This is a genomic window from Pontibacter sp. CAU 1760 (assembly GCF_054482735.1).
The window spans coordinates 420627-443041 of record NZ_JBTLRL010000002.1; the positions used below are offsets into that span (position 1 = coordinate 420627).

Annotated in this window: 16 protein-coding genes; 13 read left to right on the top strand and 3 right to left on the bottom strand. The window is 48.7% G+C overall.

Annotation, left to right across the window (positions count from 1 at the left end; translation table 11 throughout):
- Positions 1 to 31 precede the first annotated feature (31 nt).
- Both ACXYMU_RS04260 and ACXYMU_RS04265 read left to right on the top strand, forming a co-directional pair.
- Entirely contained in the window at positions 32 to 1639 is a 1608-nt protein-coding gene (locus ACXYMU_RS04260) for a glycoside hydrolase family 43 protein (protein WP_458985110.1), read from the top strand.
- A 129-nt stretch (positions 1640 to 1768) separates the two neighbouring features.
- Positions 1769 to 3409 carry a glycoside hydrolase family 43 protein gene (locus ACXYMU_RS04265; RefSeq protein WP_458985111.1) on the top strand — a complete coding sequence of 547 codons (1641 nt, stop codon included), beginning with the start codon at positions 1769 to 1771 and terminating at the stop codon, positions 3407 to 3409.
- 126 nt (positions 3410 to 3535) lie between these two features.
- Here the strand turns inward: ACXYMU_RS04265 and ACXYMU_RS04270 are convergent, their stop codons facing one another.
- Positions 3536 to 3847 carry a transposase gene (locus tag ACXYMU_RS04270; RefSeq protein ID WP_458985229.1) on the bottom strand — a complete coding sequence of 104 codons (312 nt, stop codon included), beginning with the start codon at positions 3845 to 3847 and terminating at the stop codon, positions 3536 to 3538.
- Positions 3838 to 3975 carry a hypothetical protein gene (locus tag ACXYMU_RS04275; protein ID WP_458985112.1) on the bottom strand — a complete coding sequence of 46 codons (138 nt, stop codon included), beginning with the start codon at positions 3973 to 3975 and terminating at the stop codon, positions 3838 to 3840. Before ACXYMU_RS04275 ends, ACXYMU_RS04270 begins: the two co-directional genes overlap by 10 nt.
- Before the next feature lie 676 nt (positions 3976 to 4651).
- Between ACXYMU_RS04275 and ACXYMU_RS04280 the strand changes: the two genes are divergently transcribed.
- Together ACXYMU_RS04280 and ACXYMU_RS04285 are read left to right on the top strand one after the other, a co-directional pair.
- The gene (locus tag ACXYMU_RS04280) at positions 4652 to 7873 is read left to right on the top strand and encodes a SusC/RagA family TonB-linked outer membrane protein (protein WP_458985113.1); all 3222 of its coding nucleotides are present in this window, start codon (positions 4652 to 4654) and stop codon (positions 7871 to 7873) included.
- Between the two features lie 10 nt (positions 7874 to 7883).
- Positions 7884 to 9590 carry a RagB/SusD family nutrient uptake outer membrane protein gene (locus ACXYMU_RS04285; protein WP_458985114.1) on the top strand — a complete coding sequence of 569 codons (1707 nt, stop codon included), beginning with the start codon at positions 7884 to 7886 and terminating at the stop codon, positions 9588 to 9590.
- A 506-nt stretch (positions 9591 to 10096) separates the two neighbouring features.
- On the opposite strand, the gene ACXYMU_RS04290 is transcribed toward ACXYMU_RS04285, so the two are convergent.
- A complete protein-coding gene (locus tag ACXYMU_RS04290) occupies positions 10097 to 10972 on the bottom strand; it encodes an AraC family transcriptional regulator (protein ID WP_458985115.1) in 876 nt (291 codons plus the stop codon).
- Positions 10973 to 11270: 298 nt separating this feature from the next.
- Here ACXYMU_RS04290 and fucP point away from each other — a divergent pair, with 298 nt between their 5' ends.
- The 9 genes from fucP to ACXYMU_RS04335 all read left to right on the top strand — a co-directional run bounded on the left by fucP (position 11271) and on the right by ACXYMU_RS04335 (position 22156).
- Positions 11271 to 12608, top strand: a complete 1338-nt coding sequence (fucP, locus tag ACXYMU_RS04295; RefSeq protein ID WP_458985116.1) for an L-fucose:H+ symporter permease — start codon at positions 11271 to 11273, stop codon at positions 12606 to 12608.
- 28 nt (positions 12609 to 12636) lie between these two features.
- A complete protein-coding gene (locus tag ACXYMU_RS04300) occupies positions 12637 to 12807 on the top strand; it encodes an L-rhamnose mutarotase (protein WP_458985117.1) in 171 nt (56 codons plus the stop codon).
- Between the two features lie 134 nt (positions 12808 to 12941).
- Positions 12942 to 13706, top strand: coding sequence for an SDR family NAD(P)-dependent oxidoreductase (locus ACXYMU_RS04305; RefSeq protein ID WP_458985118.1), 765 nt, complete (start codon positions 12942 to 12944; stop codon positions 13704 to 13706).
- A 194-nt stretch (positions 13707 to 13900) separates the two neighbouring features.
- Positions 13901 to 14758: a fumarylacetoacetate hydrolase family protein gene (locus tag ACXYMU_RS04310; RefSeq protein ID WP_458985119.1), complete on the top strand. Its 858-nt coding sequence runs from the start codon at positions 13901 to 13903 to the stop codon at positions 14756 to 14758.
- Positions 14745 to 15578 (top strand): amidohydrolase family protein, encoded by an 834-nt coding sequence (locus ACXYMU_RS04315; RefSeq protein ID WP_458985120.1) that lies wholly within the window; start codon positions 14745 to 14747, stop codon positions 15576 to 15578. The genes ACXYMU_RS04310 and ACXYMU_RS04315 overlap by 14 nt, the downstream gene beginning before the upstream one ends.
- 14 nt (positions 15579 to 15592) lie before the next feature.
- Entirely contained in the window at positions 15593 to 16381 is a 789-nt protein-coding gene (locus ACXYMU_RS04320) for an L-fucose dehydrogenase (RefSeq protein WP_458985121.1), read from the top strand.
- A gap of 24 nt (positions 16382 to 16405) precedes the next feature.
- Positions 16406 to 17422, top strand: a complete 1017-nt coding sequence (locus ACXYMU_RS04325; RefSeq protein ID WP_458985122.1) for a zinc-binding alcohol dehydrogenase family protein — start codon at positions 16406 to 16408, stop codon at positions 17420 to 17422.
- A gap of 90 nt (positions 17423 to 17512) precedes the next feature.
- Positions 17513 to 19990: a glycoside hydrolase family 95 protein gene (locus ACXYMU_RS04330; RefSeq protein ID WP_458985123.1), complete on the top strand. Its 2478-nt coding sequence runs from the start codon at positions 17513 to 17515 to the stop codon at positions 19988 to 19990.
- Positions 19991 to 20617: 627 nt separating this feature from the next.
- A complete protein-coding gene (locus ACXYMU_RS04335) occupies positions 20618 to 22156 on the top strand; it encodes an alpha-N-arabinofuranosidase (protein WP_458985124.1) in 1539 nt (512 codons plus the stop codon).
- Positions 22157 to 22415: the final 259 nt, after the last annotated feature.

A 22415-nucleotide genomic window follows, 5' to 3' on the forward strand; every position in this document is an offset into this window, starting at 1 on the left:
AGTTATACCTTACAGAAAGCGAATAATACCCATGATAAAAAAGCTTTTCCAAGTAGTTTTTCTGACCCTCGTATACCTGTGCGTGGCCTTGCCTTCGCGCGGGCAAGGTGCCCAGAACCCCATCCTTCATGCTGACGTGCCCGACATGGCCATGATTCGGGTTAGGGACACATACTATATGAGCAGTACCACCATGCACATGAGCCCGGGCTTGCCTATCATGAAGTCCAAAGACCTGGTTAACTGGGAGCTGGTGAATTATGCTTATGACGTTCTGGGTGACGTGGATGCTCTGAATTTAGTCAATGGGAAAGATGCCTACGGGAGGGGTTCCTGGGCCAGCAGCCTGCGGTATCATGACAACACCTACTATGTGACCACCTTCGCCCAGACTACCGGGAAAACCTACATTTACTCGACAAAGGACATTGAGAACGGCCCCTGGAAGGTCCGGTCCTTTGAGCCCTCTCTCCATGACCATACCTTGTTTTTCGACGATGACGGCCGCGCTTACATGATCTGGGGCGGTGGACAGTTAAGGCTGGTTGAGTTGAAAGAGGATCTCTCGGGAATAAAGCCAGGTACGGAAAGCGTGCTGATTGAGAACGCAACGGCTCCCGCCGGCCATGACATTATGCTACCTGCTGAGGGGGCCCAGCTTTTCAAGGTGAACGGGAAATATTACCTCTTTAACATTGCCTGGCCTAAAGGCGGTATGCGCACGGTTATCGTGCACCGGGCCGATAGGCTGACAGGCCCCTACGAAGGCCGGGTGGCCTTGCAGGACAAAGGCGTGGCGCAGGGTGGGCTGATTGATACACCCAACGGCGATTGGTACGCCTACCTGTTCCGCGATTATGGTGCGGTCGGGCGCACCCCATACCTGGTACCGGTAAAATGGGAGACTGGCTGGCCCGTCATCGGTGTGGATGGCAAAGTGCCGGATGAACTAAGCCTTCCTGCCAGCAAGGGCCTGATGCCAGGTATTGTGGCATCCGATGAGTTTACGCGCAAAAAAGGGGAGCCTGCATTCCCCTTGGTTTGGCAATGGAATCACAATCCTGTTAATGAGCTTTGGTCCGTTAATGAGCGGAAAGGCCATCTGCGGCTAAAAACCGGGCGCGTTGACAAAGGCTTTTTGCAGGCAAGAAATACCTTAACGCAACGCACCATCGGGCCTGAAAGCGCTGGTTCAACAGTAATTGATGTATCGAACATGAAGGAGGGGGATTTTGCCGGTCTTGCCCTTCTGCAGAAACGCTACGGCTTGGTTGGGGTCCAATATGAGAAGGGCGCTAAATCCATTGTGATGGTCAGTGCCGAATCAGATAGCTCGGTTGTAGCGGAAAGTGTGCCGCTCAAACAGAAAAAGGTATACCTGAAAGCGGAAGCAGACTTCAATGAGCGCAGGGATGTAGCCACTTTCTATTACAGCCTGGATGGCAAAACCTGGAAGAAGATAGGTTCACAGCTGAAAATGGCTTACACCCTGCCACACTTTATGGGGTATCGTTTCGGGCTGTTTAACTATGCCACTAAAACGCCGGGCGGCTATGCAGACTTTGACTATTTCCACATCGAAGACCGGGTTTCCAGCGCTAGCAAAGCTCAAAACCCAGAACGAAAAAATCAACAGTAAAAATTAAAGATGAATAGAATGAAATTTAGATTTACTCCACCCATAAACAGGCGGTTTGTGCTACGATGTGTTTTCATGGCTTTGTTTTCTTTTATAGGATTAGAGGGGTATAGCCAGGCAAAGGGGAAGATGGCAAAGAACGCGCCCGTGTTTTCCAATTTTGTGTATGAAGGAAAAGACGAGGTATACAAAAACCACCCCTTAAAGGCGGGGGAATTTTACAATCCCATTTTGCAGGGCGCGTACCCCGACCCGGCCATTACCCGCAAGGGCGGGGACTACTACATGGTGCATTCCTCGTTTGCCATGTTTCCCGGGGTGCCCCTTTTCCATTCCAAGGATTTGGTGAACTGGACGCAGATTGGGCATGTGTTGGACCGTACCTCGCAGTTGGATGTGCACGATACTGGAATCAGTGCTGGGGTGTATGCCCCGGATATAGAGTACAATCCGAATAATGACACCTTTTACATGATCACGACAGCATTTGCCGGAGGGCTCGGCAATATTGTCGTCAAAACCAAAAATCCCTTAAAGGGCTGGAGCGAGCCGAACAAGCTACAGTTCGAAGGTATAGACCCTTCTTTATTCTTTGATGATAACGGGAAAGCCTATGTGGTGCACAACGATGCGCCGGATAAAGGAACAGAACTCTATGAAGGGCACCGCGTGATTAAGGTTTGGGAGTATGACCTTGAAAAGGACCAAGTCATAACCGGAACTGATAAGATTATTGTAAACGGCGGCGTTGATATCGAAAAAAAGCCGATCTGGATCGAGGCTCCCCATATCTACAAAAAGAACGGGCGGTATTATTTAATGTGTGCCGAAGGCGGTACGGGCGGTAACCATAGCGAAGTAGTTTTTATTAGCGATAATCCGATGGGGCCCTATACGCCTGCACCGAACAATCCCATCCTGTCACAAAGACATCTTCATCCAAACAGGGCAAACAAGGTGGACTGGGCCGGGCATGCCGATTTAGTGGAGGGGCCTGATGGCAAACATTATGGGGTGTTCCTGGCTATCCGGCCAAACGAAAAGGGCAGGGTCAACATCGGTCGGGAGACCTTTATCCTGCCTGTCGATTGGTCCGGGGAGTTTCCTGTTTTTGTAAACGGGCTTGTGCCTCTAGAGCCGAAGCTGAAAACGCCTGAAGGAGTAGAAAACAAAACAGGAAAAGAAGGTTTCTTCCCCAATGGTAACTTTACCTTCACCGATAACTTTGCTTCTGACAAACTGGACTACCGGTGGATAGGTTTGAGAGGACCACGTGAGGCGTTTGTTGCATCAACAAAGAAGGGGTTGAAAATAAACCCTTTCCCGGTAAATATCAAGGAGGTTAAACCTACCTCAACACTCTTTCACCGGCAACAGCACAGCAGCTTCTCCTATACCACCACACTGGATTACAGGCCGGCATCCGAAAAGGATTTGGCCGGTATCGTGGCTTTGCAGAGCGAAAAATTCAACTATGTTTTTGGTGTTACCAAAAAAGGTAAGGACGACTATATCGTGTTGCAAAGAACAGAAAAGGGGCAATCAGAAATTATTGCCAGCAGCAAGATAGATGTCAGAAAGCCCATACGACTGCAGGTAAAGGCAGATGGAGATAACTACCAGTTCAGCTATGCAACAAATGGGACCGACTTCGTGAATTTGGGTGGCACTGTCTCAGGTGACATCCTTTCGACCAATGTGGCGGGAGGTTTTACAGGGACACTGCTTGGCTTGTACGCCACTTCAGCAAATGATGCCTCACCCCAATAATAGGGTACTATGAATTCCTAATGCTGCATCACCACCTAACAGGCACATTGAAGCTACTACTTCAATGTGCCTGTTAGGTGGTGATGCCATAGTTCGTATAAAATCAAAAAGGCTGTTTTGATTTCATTAAAATAAATTTTTAGGTATGATGTCTATCATGGTAATCTGTATCATGGTCTCGGCAGACTTGGTGCAGCATTCATAGTCTTTGGAAAGCCTTCGGTAGAGGTTGAACCAGCCAAAGGTTCTCTCTCTGATCCACCGCTTGGGCAAAGCCACGAAGGCCTTTTTGTGAATCTTGTTGAAAATCTGCACCTTCCAGCCCAGGTGCCGGAAGGTATTGCTCACCCAGTCCCTCATCCGCTGCCCGCCATATCCCTGGTCTGCGAAAAAGACCCTGAGCCTGCTGAAATCCGCTATCCTGGAGGCTATGTCCAGCTACTGGAGAGGCGTTCATTGCGCTTTCTGTCTGCTCCGTACCCCTGCACTTCCAATAACTCTGCCATTTTGTGGGTATGAAACAAGGAGTATATCAGCTTTAGCTTGTCTGTCTCTTCCTCTAGCATGAGGTTCTCTTCATCTGCATTAGCTGTTAACAGAAAACGGAGTGGGTAAGCCCCTATAATTAACACTTGCTGCTGTGATGGGTGCGTTCCAGCAGGGCAGCTCACAGACGCCTGTCTCCCGCACCTGGTCTGCTCCCCTGGCTCACGGTCACATCATGCAAACGGCTGCTGTATCAGCACCTACTACGTGAGAGTTCATAATCTGTCCCCTTCTTTATACCTTAAACTGTAACGGATGCGATCAAAAAAACATGTGCTGTTGGTCTCAAAAGCATCCTGAGCGCGGTCTTCCACCCAGAAAAGTTGCATCTCCACCTATCTTCTACTCCCATAAATATTCTGTACAGAAGCATAATTTCGCTTGCCTATGATAATATGTCTTAATGGTTGGATAGTATATAGCATCGAAATAGGCATTTAAATTTATTCCTTTGAATACCATATGAGTGAGGGGTCACTCCAGAGGAAAAGCTATTGCTTTTGATTTCTAATAGGTGAGACAGGCTGTAATGGGTTTCGGCTTGTTGTGTAACTGAAAACCATGCATAAGAGGTATGCCAAAAGCTTGCTTTTGCTGGTGAAGCCATATCACTTCAGTGCCCGCAGCTTTAGGATCTGCCTTCATCGGCAGGTTGCCGGCACTCTGTTTTGTATGAACATCTTTTATTATAGATATATGGAAAAAGAACTACACCACAAGACAAGAACTTTAGAAGTTCTATCCTGTATTAAGAAAAGCAGGGTAAGGCTATCTTTGCTGCTATTGGGGACATGTGCCACATACTATCCAGTTCATGCCCAGAATTATGCAGATGTTGGTACGACAAAAACTACTGTTCCCATTCCCCTCATAAGAGCTGTTGACGAAACCAATCTGCTGGCGCTAGACAAAAAAGCTGGATTTGCGAAAAACATCGCTTTACAGACGGCTACTGTTTCCGGTAAAATTACCGATGAGAATGGCGAAGGGTTACCAGGAGTAACGGTATTGATCAAGGGGACCACGATTGGTACGGCCACAAGTGCAGATGGTAGCTATTCCTTAGCTGCCCCTGATGGTAATGCAACCTTAGTTATCTCCTTTATCGGTTATCAGACACAGGAGGTGCTGATTAAAAACAGGTCTACCGTAAATGTGTCGCTGAACGTAGACACTAAGGCTTTACAGGAAGTCGTGGTAGTGGGTTACGGTACGCAGAAAAAAGAAACCTTGACTGGGTCGGTTTCGCAGGTGGAGGGTGATGCAATCGCCAAAAGCCCTTCTGCGAATGTAACGGCTTCTTTACAAGGCCGGTTGCCAGGATTGACTGCTAGCCAGAGAAACGGCCAGCCAGGCAGAGACGACCCTGCTATTTTAATTAGAGGCTTAGGTACCCTAAATGACAATTCACCACTCGTGATTATTGATGGGGTGCAGAGAAGCCAACTAGGCAGATTGAATCCAGAGGACATTGAAAGTATATCTGTATTGAAGGATGCATCTGCGGCTATTTATGGTGCTCGTGCCGCTAACGGTGTAATCTTGGTCACCACTAAAAGTGGCTCCAAAGGAAAAGCGGATTTTACTTTAACCTATAGATACGCACTTGCCAGCCCTACTAAAATTCCCGACGTGCTGGATGCAGCAACATTTGCAGAAGTTTATAATGAAGGAGTGTTCTACCGCTCAAACCGTGATCCCAACTATACTCCTGCGTTTCTGCCTGATGCTATCCAAAGGTATAGGGATGGTTCTGACCCTGTATTGTACCCCAACACAGACTGGGTGGATGAGGTGCTGAAACCTTCCTCGTATCAGCAGAACCTAAACCTTCAGGTCAATGGAGGAAGCGAAAATGTCCGTTACCTGCTTTCTTTTGGTGCTTTGGAACAGGATGGCAATTTTAGAAATGACCCAACTTTTTACAGGCAATACAATATCCGAACGAAAGTGGATATCGACCTGACTAAGAACCTTACTGTTGGGGCCAATATTTATGCCATCCTGAACAGGCGGACATACTCCTCCACGATCCAGGGCGATAATTTCGTCAACATTTTACAGGCTAATCCAACCATTGTTTCCCGTTATCCTAACGGATTAATTGGTCCTGGCAGGCTGGGTGAAAACCCTCTCCTCATTGACCAGCGGGGTTATAATGAAATTGATGATAACCCCATCTATTCCACTTTTACAGCAAGTTATCAGGTTCCTTTTGTTCAGGGGCTTAAGCTGGATGCTTCCTTTAACTATGATTTGAGCAACCAGACTGAAAAAGTGTGGAGCCTCCCTTATTTCTTCCACGAGTACAACACAGTGACAGGCGAGTATGACCAAAAGCAGGGGACCGGGCAGGCGGCTGCTTCTTTGAATAATATTTCACGTAAGTGGACCACCATGCTTTACAACTTCAGGGTTTCGTATGATAAGACCTTCCTGGAGCATCACCATGTAGGAGCAATGGTGGGGCGGGAGCAACAGCAAAATACGTCCTCGTTTGTCAGCGCTTTCAGAAGGAATTATCTGAGTACCGCCATTGATCAGATCAATGTGGGAAGTACGGCTGCGGAGGACAAGGACAATAGTGGGTCAGCTTCAGAGAGTGCTTATGATAATTATTTAGGCCGCTTGAACTATGATTTCAAATCAAAGTACCTTTTTGAGTTTTTGTTTCGGTATGACGGCTCGCAAATATTTCCTGAAGACAAACGCTATGGTTTTTTCCCAGGCGTTTCGGCAGGATGGCGCTTGTCTGAAGAAGATTTCTTCCGAAATTCGGTTCCTTTTGTAAACCAACTGAAACTCAGGGCTTCTTATGGTGAGCTCGGTAATGATCGCGTAGGTGCGTTTCAATACCTGCAATCGTTTTTATTTGGCAACAACTATGTTTTCGGGACCAATGACGCTCCGGGCATTTATCCTGGCGTGATGCCGAATCCTTATATTACCTGGGAGCGGGCCAGGAAAACGGATGTTGGCCTGGAGGCGCAACTTTGGAATGGAAAGATTGGCGTCGACTTCACCTACTGGAGGCAGAATAGGAACAACATTCTGGTTACACGCAACTTATCAGTAAGCAACATATTTGGTTTCTCCGGTCTGCCATCGGAAAACTTCGGAGAAGTTAACTCCCATGGTTTTGAGCTTATTCTATCACATGGGAACACTATTGGCGATTTTACCTATAACCTGAGCGGCAATGGTGCTTACCAGAGGAGCGAGGTTGTTGAATTGGATGAAGTGCCGCCTGCAGAGTCTTACCAGCGCTATACAGGAAACCCTGTAGGTTCGCAATTATATTACAAAGCAGATGGCATATTTAATACGCAGGAAGAACTAGACAATTATCCGCATCATGATAATACACAGGTAGGGGATATAAAAGTTGTGGACCTGAATGGGGATGGGGTAATTGATGATAAGGACCGGTATCGGGTACCTTACACTGCCGTTCCGAGGTATGTATTTGGCCTGAACACAGATTTCCAGTATAAAAACTTTGATTTAAATATCTTTTTTCAGGGACAAACCGGGGCGTATAATTATGATGGTACTGCTGCGGCCCTCGGAGGTACTGACTTTGCAAACGCTTCCGTGTGGAGAGCGACTGATCGCTGGACAGCAGATAACCCTAATGGCACTAAGCCAAGGGCAGATGCATGGCAGCCCGGCAACACCACTTTCTTCCTGTTTGATGCGACCTTTGTGAGATTGAAAACGGTTGAGTTAGGGTATACTTTTCCGGAGTCGATCTTAGCAAAGACCAATTTCCTTAAGAGTTTTCGCGTGTTCGCCAGTGCATTCAACCTGGCAACTTGGTCTAAAGAAATTACTTGGGCAGATCCTGAGTTCAGTGGCGGCTTTCTTACCTACCCTCCACAGCGTTTAATCAACTTCGGAGCCAGTGTTAAATTTTAATACTTTACATATGAAAAAGATAATAGGAATATTCATACTACTGTCTGGCTTTCTCTTTTCATGTGAGAAAAACATTCTAGACATCGCACCTCTGGATCGTGTTGCAGAAAATGCAGTTTGGTCTGACGAAAACCTCATCAGGGCTTATCACAATGAGTTATACAATGCCATCCCACATGGGTTTTATATTCACATGTACTCTAAGTACACAGATGAAGCATACAATAGTGCACCGTGCTGTGGGGCCGATCTTTTCAGGCTCAATAATTATACGCCGGACAATATTGGGGGTGCCAGTGGCGGAGACTTTTGGGGAGGATACATGGCTTACTGGAGCCGAGGATACCAGTACGTTAGAAAGATAAATGTTTTTCTGGAGAAGATGTCTGCTGCAGATGCGCTGCAATTCGAAAACAAGGAGCAACTCATAGCCGAGGCCAAGTTCCTGAGGGCGTTTGTCTATTTCAATCTAATAGAAAGATACGGAGGCGTACCCATTGTTTCACAATCTTATAATTTAGAAGACGCAGGCGCTGTTTCTTTTACCAGAAATTCATTTGATGAAGTCGTTGCTTTTATAGAACAAGACCTGGATGAAGCGACACCTGGTCTGCCGGAACGATATGCGTCAGGTAACGCAAACTATGGCAGGGCTACACAAGACGCGAGCCATGCCCTGCGTTCCAGGGTTCTGCTGTATGCAGCCTCTCCTTTATTTAACCCTTCGAACGATAAGCAAAAATGGCAAAAAGCTGCCGATGCAGCAGCTGTGTTCATCAATGATAATGATAGAGGATATACGCTTTATCCTGAATACGGTGAACTATTTAACAGGCCCAGCGGCGCTCCGCAAAATGAGTTTATTTTTACCAGGAACTTTACTGTCACGAGCGGTCATCAGGCACCCATGCATAACATTGGCAGGCGCTACGGTGGATACGGTGGATGGTGGGCAAGCAATGGGCCTTCTCAAAACCTGGTGGATGATTATGATATGATAAATGGCGAGCCTGCATTTACCTGGTCCGGTGATGTGCAATCCATAAACTCCGCTTCAGGGTATAATCCCAACCATCCCTATAAGAACAGAGACCCTCGATTTGAAGCAACCATCATTCACGATTCCTCTTTGTTTCGAGGTGATCTGCATGAAATGTGGGTAGCGGCGAATGTAGACCAATGGGGGTTTGACTCCTGGAAGCAAAGCAGTGATAATCCACGCGGGGGTTATATTTTGAGAAAATTTATGCCAAATGACGGTGCCCTTAACTGGCAGGAAATATACACTATTCCATGGCCGCACTTCCGCCTGGCAGAGATATACTTAAATTATGCAGAAGCAAAGTTTGAGTTGGGTGAGGGGGCAACCACCAGGGAATATATATCAAAAGTAAGGGCAAGGGCAGGGTTACCGCCTATACCTAGTACAATAACGGGAGAGGCCCTAAGGCAGCGGCTTTATAACGAAAGGAGAATTGAACTGGCTTTTGAATCACATAGGTACTTTGATATCAGGAGGTGGAAGATAGCAGGTGTTATCGAAAACAGACCAATACGTGGGATGGATATCGTTAAAAACCTAACCACAGGCTTCACAACCTATACCCCCGTGCAATTGTCGATAAAAAATCCTTATCAGGAGAAAATGAACCTTCTTCCGATAGAAACAGCTGAACTCAGAAGAAACGAGAAACTGACACAAACACCGGGTTGGTAAACCCCTGTTTCCGTTGGGCAATGCTACATGAGGGGCCCAAAAATCGCCTTGTGTATCATTTTTTTTATATCTTCTCAGGCAGCCCAGCGAAAACTACTTTTCTTTTGGCAAGAATAGCCAACTCTGGAGCCTCTCCTGCCTACGCCAAGCCAAGAGAGGCTCCGGAGTTTATGTCAGGCAGACCTTATACCAATAGCAGTTGGTTGGTGCGCAGAATATTTTAATACACTTACAGGGAATTTCCCTCCTCGGAGGGGTTAGAGGTGGGTTGAAGTTATAGGCATAGTATGGAACGGCTTTATTATGCGGTGTTTAGTTGATAATGGGATGAAGTAAAAGTAGTGATTTTGGAGAGTGCACGTATGGGCGTATAAGTTTTACGGGTTAAATGCGGTTTTAAGATAAGTTGTTGCCTGCTGATTCTTTTCCCTGCTCTTCTTCCGTTATAAGCTCAAAAAGTATTTTAAAAAGCGGGGAACAAGGCGATGGAGTTATGGGCCCACTTATTAGACTTCGACTTTCAGGTATTCAAACTGATACAACTGTGGGGTTATCCCCATAATCTCTTTAAAATTCTTATGAAAACAGCTTAAGTTGTTGAACCCGCTTTCAAAGCACAGCTGCTTAATGCTCATCTTGTTGTCAATAATTAATTTGCAGGCAAAACCTATACGTACTTCGGTCAGAAACTGGAAGTAAGTTTTGCCGGTTATCGTCTTGAAGTAGCGGCAAAACGAATTAGGAGTCATGCCTGCAATATCAGCGATCTCCTCAAGGGAGATCTTCCTTTTAAAGTGAGTAAGGCTGTGCTCATATATGGCGTTAATCCGCTCACTCTGCGCATTAGAGAGATCAGCCTGAAAACCTATGGAGGAAAGTATCGTCATCTGTTCTTCCTCTGAAATGGCCAAAAGGCACTCTAACAAGGTGATTATCCGGTTTACATTTGATGAGTGGTATGACTTTTCTATAAGTTTACCCACTTTGTGACTAGCCTCACCCCGTATCATCACTCCTCTTCTTGCCCTTTCAAGTAACACTTTGAGCTGTTTGTTTTCGGGCAGGTGTAGAAACCTGTCTCCCCAGAAGTTCTCCAGAAAATGGATGGAGGTGGAAAAAGCAACCTCTTCGTTCGTATCGCAAAGAAATTCCTCATCCAGCCGCCAGTAATGCGGCAGGTTAGCACCAACCAAAACTATATCATCCGGCTGGAATCGCATGATGCTGTCTCCAACAAACTGTAACCCGCTTCCTTTATGGAAATGTATAAGCTCCACTTCTGGGTGAAAGTGCCACCTGTTATTCATGTAAGGGATTATGTTCTGGCGAACACTGAAAGAATTGGCTGGCCCTGTTGCAACTTTTAGGAACTGAGGTTTCATGTGGTATATGCTAGCTTAATCTGTGCTGAGAGAGAATATATGTTAAAATACCATAATGATAGGTTAATTAACGATTAGCAAGTTTTCTAAAATAAGCATTACTTTGAGAAGTAGCAACTGATTAAACACTTACTGCAACCACAGTTTTTGGTAGTAGTTTATATGAATGTATTATTTCTTGACTAATTTAAGCAGTCGCCCAAGGACAACAGTTGGCTTCAGGCATTTTCTCAACTTATAGTTCAGGGGAATGTCAGTAATTTGAAATACAGTGTGTATCTTAAAATATCCATAAAAAATGGCTGCAGTCACTAATAGAATTTCGCTGCTCAGAACAGGTAACGTTTGGCCGTTTATATTGATCACGAGCCTTTTCTTCCTGTGGGGGCTGGCCAATAACATGACCGACACGCTGCTTTCGGCCTTCAAGCGGATCATGAGCATGTCCGACTTCCAGACCTCCTGGATACAGATGGCCTTCTACGGGGCCTACTTCTGTCTGGCCCTTCCGGCGGCCATTCTCATCAAGAAATATACCTACAAGACCGGCATCCTGGTAGGGCTGGGGCTCTTTATCTTGGGCTCGCTGCTCTTCTACCCGGCCAGCGTCACCATGGCCTATGGGCATTTCCTGATTGCCTTGTATGTGTTGGCCGGGGGGCTGTCCATTCTCGAAACCACGGCCAACCCCTATATTGTGGCCATGGGACCGGAGGATACAGGCACCCGGCGGCTGAACCTGGCTCAGTCCTTCAATCCCATTGGCTCCATTACAGGGGTACTGCTAAGCAAGGTTTTCATCCTCTCCCAACTCAACCTCTCTGGTGCAGCGGAGCGCGCCACTATGAACCGGGAGCAGCTAAAGGCTATACAGTCTGAGGAACTGACTGCTGTGATGGGACCCTATGTGGGCGTGGCCGTTTTCCTGGGGGTGATATGGCTGGCCGTGAAGTTCACCAAGATGCCAAAGGCCTCCGATGCAGGTGGAAAGCTGGACCTGCTCCCCACCTTTAAGAGGCTTGTGAGAAGGCCGCATTACGTGTGGGCCGTAGCAGCGCAGTTCTTTTACGTGGGCGCCCAGATCTGCGTGTGGTCTTACACCATCCGTTATGTCATGCAGGAGATAGGGCTAAATGAGGACGGCGCCTCCAGTTATTATATGGCTGCCCTTGTGCTGTTTATGGTCTCCCGGTTCATCTTCACGGCACTGATGCGGTACGTGAGCCCGGGAAGCCTGCTGCTGCTGAGTGCCATAGCTGCTGCTGTCTGCACACTCATCGTGATTTACGGTAGCGGCCTCCTGGGAGTATATGCTCTAATTGCCATATCCGGGTTTATGTCGCTGATGTTCCCGACCATCTACGGCATGGGCATCAGGGGACTAGGCGATGACACAAAGATCGGGGGCTCTGGCATAATCATGGCGATCCTTGGAGGCGCTGTGCTCACCTCACTGCAGGGCTACATTTCGGACGTGACGCAGGATATCAGCCAGGCCTTCTATGTTCCTTTTATTTGCTTTTTGGTGGTGGCCTTATACGCTGCCTTTTCAGGAAAGCTTAGGCGTGAGAGCATAAGCACGACAGGAAAGGAGGCGGAAGCACTTCCTAGCGATGCTTTCCAGCAGGTGAGATAAGCCACATCAAGCATTAAACCAATAGCACATGAAAAGACATTTCCTGGCACTGGATCTGAAAGGCAACCCAGCGCACATCGCTGAATATGTGCGTTGGCACCACGACAACTTGCCGGAAATAAGGCAGAGCTTTCTGGGCGCTGGAGTAGTAGTCATGGATATGAATCAGTTCGGTAACAAGCTGTTCACAATTATGTAGACGGACGAACCTTTCAGCTCCAAGAGTGCAGGAATGGAAGCTATTGATGTGGAAGCACCGGCACGGGATCCAGCGTGCTGATGAGAAAGATGTTCTCTTTGTAGAATGAAAAATCATGGTTATAAATACACTTTATGTTTCGGTTAGATAACAAGATAGCCCTAATCACAGGTGGCGGGAGCGGCATCGGAAAGGCTGTCGCGCAGACCTTTGCCCGACAGGGCGCTGTGGTGCATGTGCTGGATGTTAGCCCTGAGAATGCGGGACAAACAGTAGAGGAGATAAAGTCGGCAGGAGGTAATGCTTCGTTTCACACCTGCGACGTTACCAACCAACAAGAAGTAGTGCAGGTGTTTCAGAGCATCGGAAAGCTGGATATACTGGTGAACAACGCCGGCATTTCCAATATCGGTAGAGCCGACACCACCTCAGAGGAGGATTTTGATAGGGTGTACAAGGTGAACGTGAAAGGCGTTTACAACTGCCTTTTTGCGGCCATACCGCTGCTGAAGGCAAACGGAGGTGGCGGTATCCTGAATTTAGGATCTGTTGCAGCTCTTGTTGGCCTCAACGACCGCTTCGCCTACTCCATGAGCAAAGGGGCGGTGCAGGCTATGACCCTGTCTGTGGCCAAAGATTACCTGCAGGATAACATCCGCTGCAACAGCATCTCACCGGCCCGGGTGCACACGCCTTTTGTAGATGGCTTCCTGGCAAAGAACTATCCCGGTCAGGAGGAAGAGATGTTTCGGAAGCTGTCTAAAACACAGCCCATCGGCAGAATGGCAAAACCCGAAGAAATCGCAAACCTAATCCTGTACCTCTGCTCCGACGAAGCCTCCTTCATTACCGGCACCGACTATTCTATAGACGGGGGCTTTGTTAAACTCAACAGCTGAAGAGGCCAAGAGAAAGCGTCATACAGTGCTGTAGAAACAGAACCCACCCCTGCCCCACCAAGGAGGGGAATCCATGCAAGAGTAACAATTCACCTCCTTAGAGGGGTAAGGGTGGGTTTTCAGCATGAGGAACAAAATGAAAATTTACTTATAAAAGGAGCCCGCCATTTTTGAAGAGCTAAAAAAAATAGAATATGAAATTGATACGATTCGGAGAACCGGACAAAGAGAAAACTGGAATTATGCTGGATGACGCTTATTATGACACGTCCGCCTTTGGGGAAGACTATAATGAGCAGTTCTTCCAAACAGACGGCCTTTCCCGCTTGCAAGAATTTGTAGAAAACAACAAGGGAAAGCTTAATCGCATACCTGAGGGCAGCCGTTTGGGCAGTCCTGTTGCCCGCCCGTCCAAGATTGTCTGCATAGGGTTGAACTATGCCGACCATGCGAAAGAAACAGGAGCTAAGCTACCCGAAGAGCCCATCATTTTCATGAAATCCACGACGGCGGTGGTGGGGCCAAACGACGATATCATCATCCCGAAGAACTCAGAGAAAACAGACTGGGAAGTGGAGCTGGCTTTCGTGATGTGCAAAAGGGCCAGCTATGTAGAGGAAGCCGAGGCAATGGATTATGTGGCTGGTTACTGCCTGCACAACGATGTATCGGAGCGGGCGTTCCAGCTGGAGCGCGGTGGCACCTGGGACAAAGGCAAGGGGTGCGACACCTTCGCACCCATCGGTCCTTTCCTGGCTACCAAAGACGAGGTGGCGGATGTAGACAACCTGCGCCTGTGGCTGAAGGTGAACAGCGAAATAATGCAGGACGGCACCACTGCAAACTTCATCTTCCGGATTCCAAAGCTGGTCTCGTACCTGAGCCAGTTCATGACCCTGCTCCCCGGAGATGTGGTTTCCACGGGCACACCTGCCGGCGTAGGTCTGGGCTTTAAGCCGCCAATATACCTGAAGCCCGGCGACGTGGTGGAGCTGGGGATAGACGGTCTCGGAACTTCTAAGCAGCAGGTAAAAGGATATGCTAAAAATTGACGCGCATCAGCATTTCTGGAAGTTCGACCCGGTAAGGGACAGTTGGATTACAGAAGACATGGCCGAAATACGCCGCGACTTCGGCCCGAAGGACCTGCAGCCCGTTTTGCAGCAGCATGGCTTTGGCGGATGTGTGGCAGTGCAGGCGGACCAATCGGAGGCGGAGAACGATTTTCTGCTTGCCCATGCCGCTGCTCATGATTTTATAAAAGGCGTGGTGGGCTGGGTTGATTTAAGAGCAGCGAATGTGCAGGAGCGCCTGGAGTATTATGCTGGACTGAAAAAAATGAAAGGTTTCCGGCATGTGCTGCAGGGGGAGCCAGACAGGGCGCTGATGCTGCAGCCGGAGTTTAAAAACGGTATAAGCCAGCTCGGCATGTTCGGTTTTACATATGATATCCTCATTTATCCAGACCAGCTTCGGTTCGCAAAGGAGTTGGCATCCACCTTCCCTGAGCAGCCTTTCGTGTTAGACCACCTAGCCAAACCCTATATTAAAGACCGGGAGATAGGTGCATGGTCAAGGGACATCAGGGCGATATCAGAGCATGAGAATGTGTACTGCAAAGTATCCGGTATGGTAACAGAAGCGGATTGGCAGAACTGGAAGCAGGAAGATTTCAGGCCTTACCTGGATGTGGTAGTGGAAGCATTCGGCACAAACAGAATCATGTACGGCTCTGACTGGCCTGTCTGCCTCGTTGCGGCAAGCTATGGCGAGGCGCTGAATGTAGCGGAAAGTTATATTTACTCCTTCAGCCAATCCGAACAGGCAGCCTTTTTCGGTGACAACGCCAGCCGGTTTTATAAGCTTACTTAACTGAAAATATCACCATGGACTTAGGACTGAAAGACAAAGTAATCCTAGTATCGGGAGGCGCGAAAGGTATTGGCAATGGCATTGTGAGCGTGCTGGCCGCGGAGGGAGCCATACCCGTGATTATAGGCAGAGACGAAAAAGACAATAAAAACGCAGTTGCCGAAATAGAAGCGAAAGGAGGAAAGGCCTTTCAGGTAGTGGCAGAACTTTCGCAGCCAGAAGAATGCGAGAAAGCGGTGAGGTTGACGATAGAGCAGTTCGGCAGGACAGAAGGGCTAGTAAACAATGCTGGCTTTAATGATGGCGTAGGGCTGGAGAACGGCAGTTACGAGAAGTTTATGGCTTCGCTGCACAACAACCTGACGCACTATTACCTGCTTGCCCATTATGCCCTGCCCGAACTAAAGAAGTCCAGAGGCGCTATCGTGAACATTAGTTCCAAAACCGCTGAAACCGGGCAGGGGTCTACCTCTGCTTATGCAGCGGCCAACGGCGGACGCAATGCCCTTACCCGCGAGTGGGCCGTGGAGCTGGCAAAGTACAGCATCCGGGTGAACGCAATTATTGTAGCCGAAAGCTGGACACCTGCCTACGATAAATGGATAAAGACGCTGCCAAACCCGGAGGAGAAGCTAAAGGAAATTACAAGCCGTATTCCGCTGGAAAAGAGAATGACCACGCCAGAGGAAATCGCCAACACCACCGCTTTCCTGCTCTCAGAGCGATCCAGCCACACCACCGGCCAACTGATACACGTAGACGGCGGCTATGTACACCTGGACCGGGCAATGGTAAGTGCGTGAAGCAGCCTAATAATATTAGAGAATATGAAAACATTAATATGTACCACACCTGGAACATTAGAATACAGTGCAGCAGCAAAGCCGGAGTTAACTAAAGGCAGCGCAATCATTAAAATCAGACGAATTGGCATCTGCGGGACTGACCTTCATGCTTTTGAGGGAACCCAGCCATACTTTGAGTATCCGCGCATATTGGGGCATGAGTTAGCCGGCGAGCTGGTTGATTTTGACGATGCACCAGGTTTTAAGAAAGGAGAGGCGGTCACATTCATTCCTTATTACAGCTGCGGTGTTTGTATTGCCTGTCGATCCGGTAAACCCAATTGCTGTACAAAAATGCAAGTGTGCGGGGTGCATATTGATGGCGGCATGGCAGAGTATATTACAGTACCCTCCAGTTCCCTGGTGCACGGGGGAAGTTTATCTTATGACGCTTTGGCATTGGCGGAACCTTTAGCCATTGGGGCACATGCTGTCAGGAGGGCCGGAATACAGTTCGGTGAACATGTGTTAGTTGTAGGTGCCGGCCCTATTGGCATGGGGATCATGGAGCTGGCACGCATCGCTGGAGCTACGGTCATGGCGTTAGACATAAATGAAGCACGCCTTGCTTTTTGTAAAGAGAAGTTAGCGATACCTAATATTATTAATGCCACTGACCGTGATGTGATGGAACAATTGTCTGAAATCACAAATGGGGACATGCCCACCGTTGTGATGGATGCGACAGGAAGCCAGCAAGCCATCCACAGTTCATTTCAGTATCTGGCACATGGCGTCAGGTATGTACTAGTGGGCTTGCAAAAGGGAGAGATCTGCTTTAGTCATCCCGAGTTTCATAAGCGTGAGGCTACTTTAATGAGCAGTCGCAACGCCACACGGGAAGACTTCAGCAAGGTTATTTCATCTATGGAAAAGGGTTTAATCGATCCCATGGCATACATAACGCATCGGGTAACTTTTGATCAGGTACAGCATGATTTTGACTCCTGGCTCAAGCCAGAGACAGGAGTGATAAAAGCGATGGTTGAGTTGAGTTAATATATGGTAGCCGGCATTAGTATCATAAGAAAGGAAGTTTAGAATGCGCATGAATTGATGATGATGAACTTTTAAGTTAAGACCTAAATAATGAAAGGATTACATAGAAAGCTGATGAGAGGACTTTTCTGTTTGCTGTTCAGCCTGACGTTCGTGGGCGGTGCATTTGCGCAACATGATGATCCTTCGAAGCTTTGGTACACACAGCCGGCACAGCAGTGGGTAGAGGCCCTGCCGGTCGGAAACGGACGCCTGGGCGCCATGGTGTTTGGTAACCCTGTTGCGGAAGTGATTCAGCTGAATGAGAACACGGTCTGGGCCGGGCAGCCCAACCGCAATGACAACCCCCAGGCCAGGGAAGCCCTGCCTGAGGTCCGGAGACTGATTTTTGAAGGCAAGTACAAGGAAGCCCAGCAACTGGCGAACCAGAAGTTCATCAGCAAGACATCGCACGGGATGCCCTACGAGACCGTGGGCAACCTGAAACTTTCCTTCGCCGGCCATGAAAACTACACAGACTACCGTAGGGAGCTGGATATTAAGAATGCGGTGGCTACCTCCAGTTACCGTGTCAACGGGGTGAACTACAAAACAGAGGTGTTTTCCTCTTTTCCGGACCAGGTCATCGTCGTCCGTATGACGGCGGACAAACCTGGTGCGATAAGCTTCTCCGCTACCATGGACAGACCTGCAAATGCCGGGGTTTCCACCAGGGGCCGTGACGAACTTGTGCTATCAGGAAAAACAGGAAGTCATGAGGGGGTGGAAGGAAAGGTGCAGTTCCAGGCCAAGGCCAGCGTCCAGAATACGGGCGGGACAGTCAAAGCCACTGAGGGCAGTTTGCATGTGGAGCAGGCGGACGAAGTCACTATTTACATCTCCATCGCGTCTAATTTCAACAACTACAAAGATATCAGTGGAGAGGCGGGAAAGCGGGCAGACGCATACCTGCAAAAGGCACTGAAGAAGAATGCCGAGGCGATTTATAAGGATCATGTGACGGACTACAGGCGGTATTTTGACCGGGTAAGCTTCGATTTAGGCGCAACAGGTGCCGCAAGCCTGCCTACCGACCAGCGGGTAGCGCAGTTTAAAAGCGGCAACGACCTCGGTTTGGTATCCCTTTATTTTCAGTTTGGCAGGTATCTCTTAATTTCTTCTTCAAGGCCCGGTGGGCAGCCAGCGAACCTGCAGGGGATCTGGAACGACCAGCTCACCCCGCCCTGGGACAGCAAATACACCGTGAACATTAATACGGAGATGAATTACTGGCCCGCTGAGATAACCAACCTGACAGAGCTGAACGAGCCGCTGATACAGATGGTGCGCGAAGTTTCCGAATCCGGCCGCCAAACTGCAAGAGACATGTATGGAGCCCAGGGGTGGGTGTTGCACCACAACACAGACATCTGGCGCATCAACGGGCCAGTAGACGGTGCCTTCTGGGGCATGTGGCCGATGGGCGGGGCATGGCTCTCCCAGCACCTGCTCGACAAGTACGCGTTTTCCGGTGACAGGGAATACCTTGCCTCCGTTTACCCCATCCTGAAAGAGGCTTCCAGGTTTTACCTGGATTTCCTGGTGGAGGAGCCGGAGCACGGGTGGTTGGTCGTGGCCCCTTCCGTGTCGCCTGAAAACGCGCCCGCTGCCCACCCTGGTGCGTCTGTGACAGCGGGCACCACCATGGACAACCAACTGATTTTCGACATGTTTAGCAGGACCATCGAAGCGGCTGAGATCCTCAAAACAGATGAGGCATTGGTCGCTGAAATGAAGGAGAGCCTACAGAAGCTGCCACCCATGCAGATTGGCAAGTGGGGGCAGCTCCAGGAGTGGATGCAGGACTGGGATAACCCGGAGGACAGGCACCGGCATGTGTCGCATTTGTACGGGCTTTACCCCTCGAACCAGATATCCCCCTATCGGCATCCAGCGTTGTTTGAGGCAGCCAAAACCTCCCTGGTTGCCCGGGGTGACGAGTCCACGGGCTGGTCCATGGGCTGGAAGGTGAACCTGTGGGCACGGCTGCTGGATGGGAATCGCGCCTATAAACTTATAAAGGACCAGCTGACACCTGCCGGTCGTGAAGCCTCTGGAGAAGGGGGCGGTACGTACCCGAATCTCTTTGATGCGCATCCCCCTTTTCAGATAGACGGTAATTTTGGCTGTGCGGCGGGTATTGCCGAGATGCTCCTGCAAAGCCACGATGGCGCCGTGCACCTCTTACCGGCTTTACCTGACGCCTGGCAGAAGGGCAGCATCAGTGGCCTCAGGGCTAGGGGAGGATTTGGGGTGGATATCAAATGGGAGGACAACAAACCAGATGAAGTGACCATCCAGTCTGCCTTGGGAGGCAACTGCAGAATACGTTCTTACTACCCGCTCTCTGGCAAAGGCTTGAAGCGAGCGAAGGGGGCGAATCCGAACCTTTTATACCAGGTAGCCGACATAAAAGAGCCGCTGGTTTCCCCTGGTGCAAACGTAAAAAGTGTGCAAGTCAGAAGCATCTACGAGTATGACCTCAAAACCAAACCGGGAAGTGTTCATGTCATCTCGCGGGCAAAATAAATGATCACATAAAATTTGTGGAAGGTCGGGGTGCCATGGCATTCTGACCTCCCTGTCTTCAAGGGTGGCAACAGACTAGCGGGCGCCGAAAGCAGAGGGCAGCCAGGTGAAAGCTGCTAAGTTTCATCCGTACCCTAAAGTCGAGTAGAAGAGATTTTATAGATCATGCGATTAAAATGGTTTTGCTCCGCCTGAGCGATACATCTGTTACAGGGAAGCGAAAAAGGGGACACAGGAAAGCCGTGATGAACTTCATAAGAACACGTTCAAGATGTCCTTCATGTAACATGGGAGAAAACACCTGTAACATGAAAAGTATTGTGTTAGGGTTCAGCTGTTTAAATTTGATTGTGCGAGTGAAATGACTTTCAGGATTTTCGCTGGTGGTATCTGTCTATGGAATATAATACATAGGGATGACTTCTGGGTGTACCATTCTCCACCACATGATACCCCCTTTTTGATTTGCATGGCAAGCTGGGAACTGACATCGCGGTGTTGATAATGCAGGTCGTTAGCCGATGTGGTGGTCCTGAGTTTCTGATGAAAGTGGTAATGATACTATTTCCTATTCATAGGATTTCTTTAGGGAGAGTCCTTTAACCTACTTAGAAAAAGATTTAACAGATGAGAAAAGTATTTATTAGTGGTGTTCTACTTCTTTGCAGCCTGATAAGCTATGGGCAGACCTTTATAGTCCTTGATGCCAAAGGCTCCGATCAGCAGATTAGCCGCCACATTTACGGCCATTTTGCCGAGCACCTGGGGCGTAGCATCTACGGCGGCTTTTATGTAGGAGAAGACAATACAAAAATCCCGCACGTTAACGGAGTACGTAAAGATGTTATTGCCGCTCTCAAAAACTTAAACATCCCCAACCTGCGCTGGCCCGGGGGGTGTTTTGCCGATACCTATCATTGGAAAGACGGTATTGGTCCTAAAAACCAGCGGCCTACCATTGTAAATACCTGGTGGGGTGGGGTTACCGAAAACAACAGCTTTGGCACTCACGACTTCCTGAACTTATGCGAAGTACTGGAGACGGAGCCTTATTTGGCTGGAAACATCGGTAGCGGAAATGTACAGGAACTGATGGACTGGGTGCAATACACAAACTTTGAAGGCATAAGCCCCATGTCGAAACTACGGGAGGAGAATGGTCGTGCCAAGCCCTGGCAGGTTAAGTACTGGGGCGTTGGCAACGAACCCTGGGGCTGTGGCGGAAACATGACGGCCGAATACTACGCCGATCTTTACAAGCAGTACGCTACCTACCTGGGCGGAGGCTACCTGAAAGGCGGCATCTACCGCATTGCATCGGGGCCTGCCGGAGACGATTATAACTGGACAGAGGTACTGATGAAAAAGATACCCCTTTCGCTCATGGAGGGTATTGCCCTGCATCATTATGCCGTTACCGACTGGGACGCAAAAGGCCCGTCCACCGCTTTTGACGAAAAGCAGTATTTTGGCACAATGAAAAAGGCGCTGTTGATGAACGAGCTGGTGGAGAAGCACAGTGTCATCATGGACAAGTACGACCCACAGAAAAAAATAGGCTTGGTGGTAGACGAATGGGGCGGCTGGTATGAAGTGGAACCTGGTACCAATCCCGGATTTTTATATCAGCAAAACACCATGCGCGATGCCATGATTGCTGGTGCTACGCTTAACATCTTCAACAACCACAGCGACCGCGTGCGCATGGCCAACCTGGCCCAAACCATTAATGTGCTGCAGGCAGTAATCCTTACCGATGAGGAAAAAATGCTGCTTACCCCAACCTACCATGTGATGGAAATGTACAAGGTGCACCAGGACGCTACCTTGCTGCCACTACAGGTAAAATCAGCAGAGTACCCCCTCGGTGGTGATAAATTGCAGGCAGTATGGGCATCGGCATCCCGCAGCAAGCAGGGCGTCACCCACATCAGCTTGGTGAATGTGCACGCAAGCAAAGCGCAGGAAATTAGCATCGACATTAAAGGAGCCAACTATAAAAAGTTAAGCGGTAGAATCTTAAGGTCCAAAAAGTTGCAGGATTATAATACCTTCGAAAATCCCAACCTGATCACCCCAAAAGCTTTTAAGGACGCCAAACTAAAGGGCAATACCCTTACCCTGGAAGTACCGCCCTTCTCGGTGGTAGTACTGGCGTTGGAGTAATGATGGCTTAGTAGTGTGTCCTTGAGAACGTCACCACCTTTACCTCAGCGTGCTGTCCCTGCTGAGAACTTCTGTCAACCATTTTGGCAGAGAGATAGCCAACTTGCCGCTATACTGCAAACAGTGCAGAAGTGGTAATCTTCCTCCTTGAGGAACAGGTAATCCTAGTGGTAGCAAAATGAAAAGGTTTTGCCGCCTTCGATGCGGTCCCAACGGATATGCTGGCTATAGCTGCTTAATCAGGATAATATAAAATTGT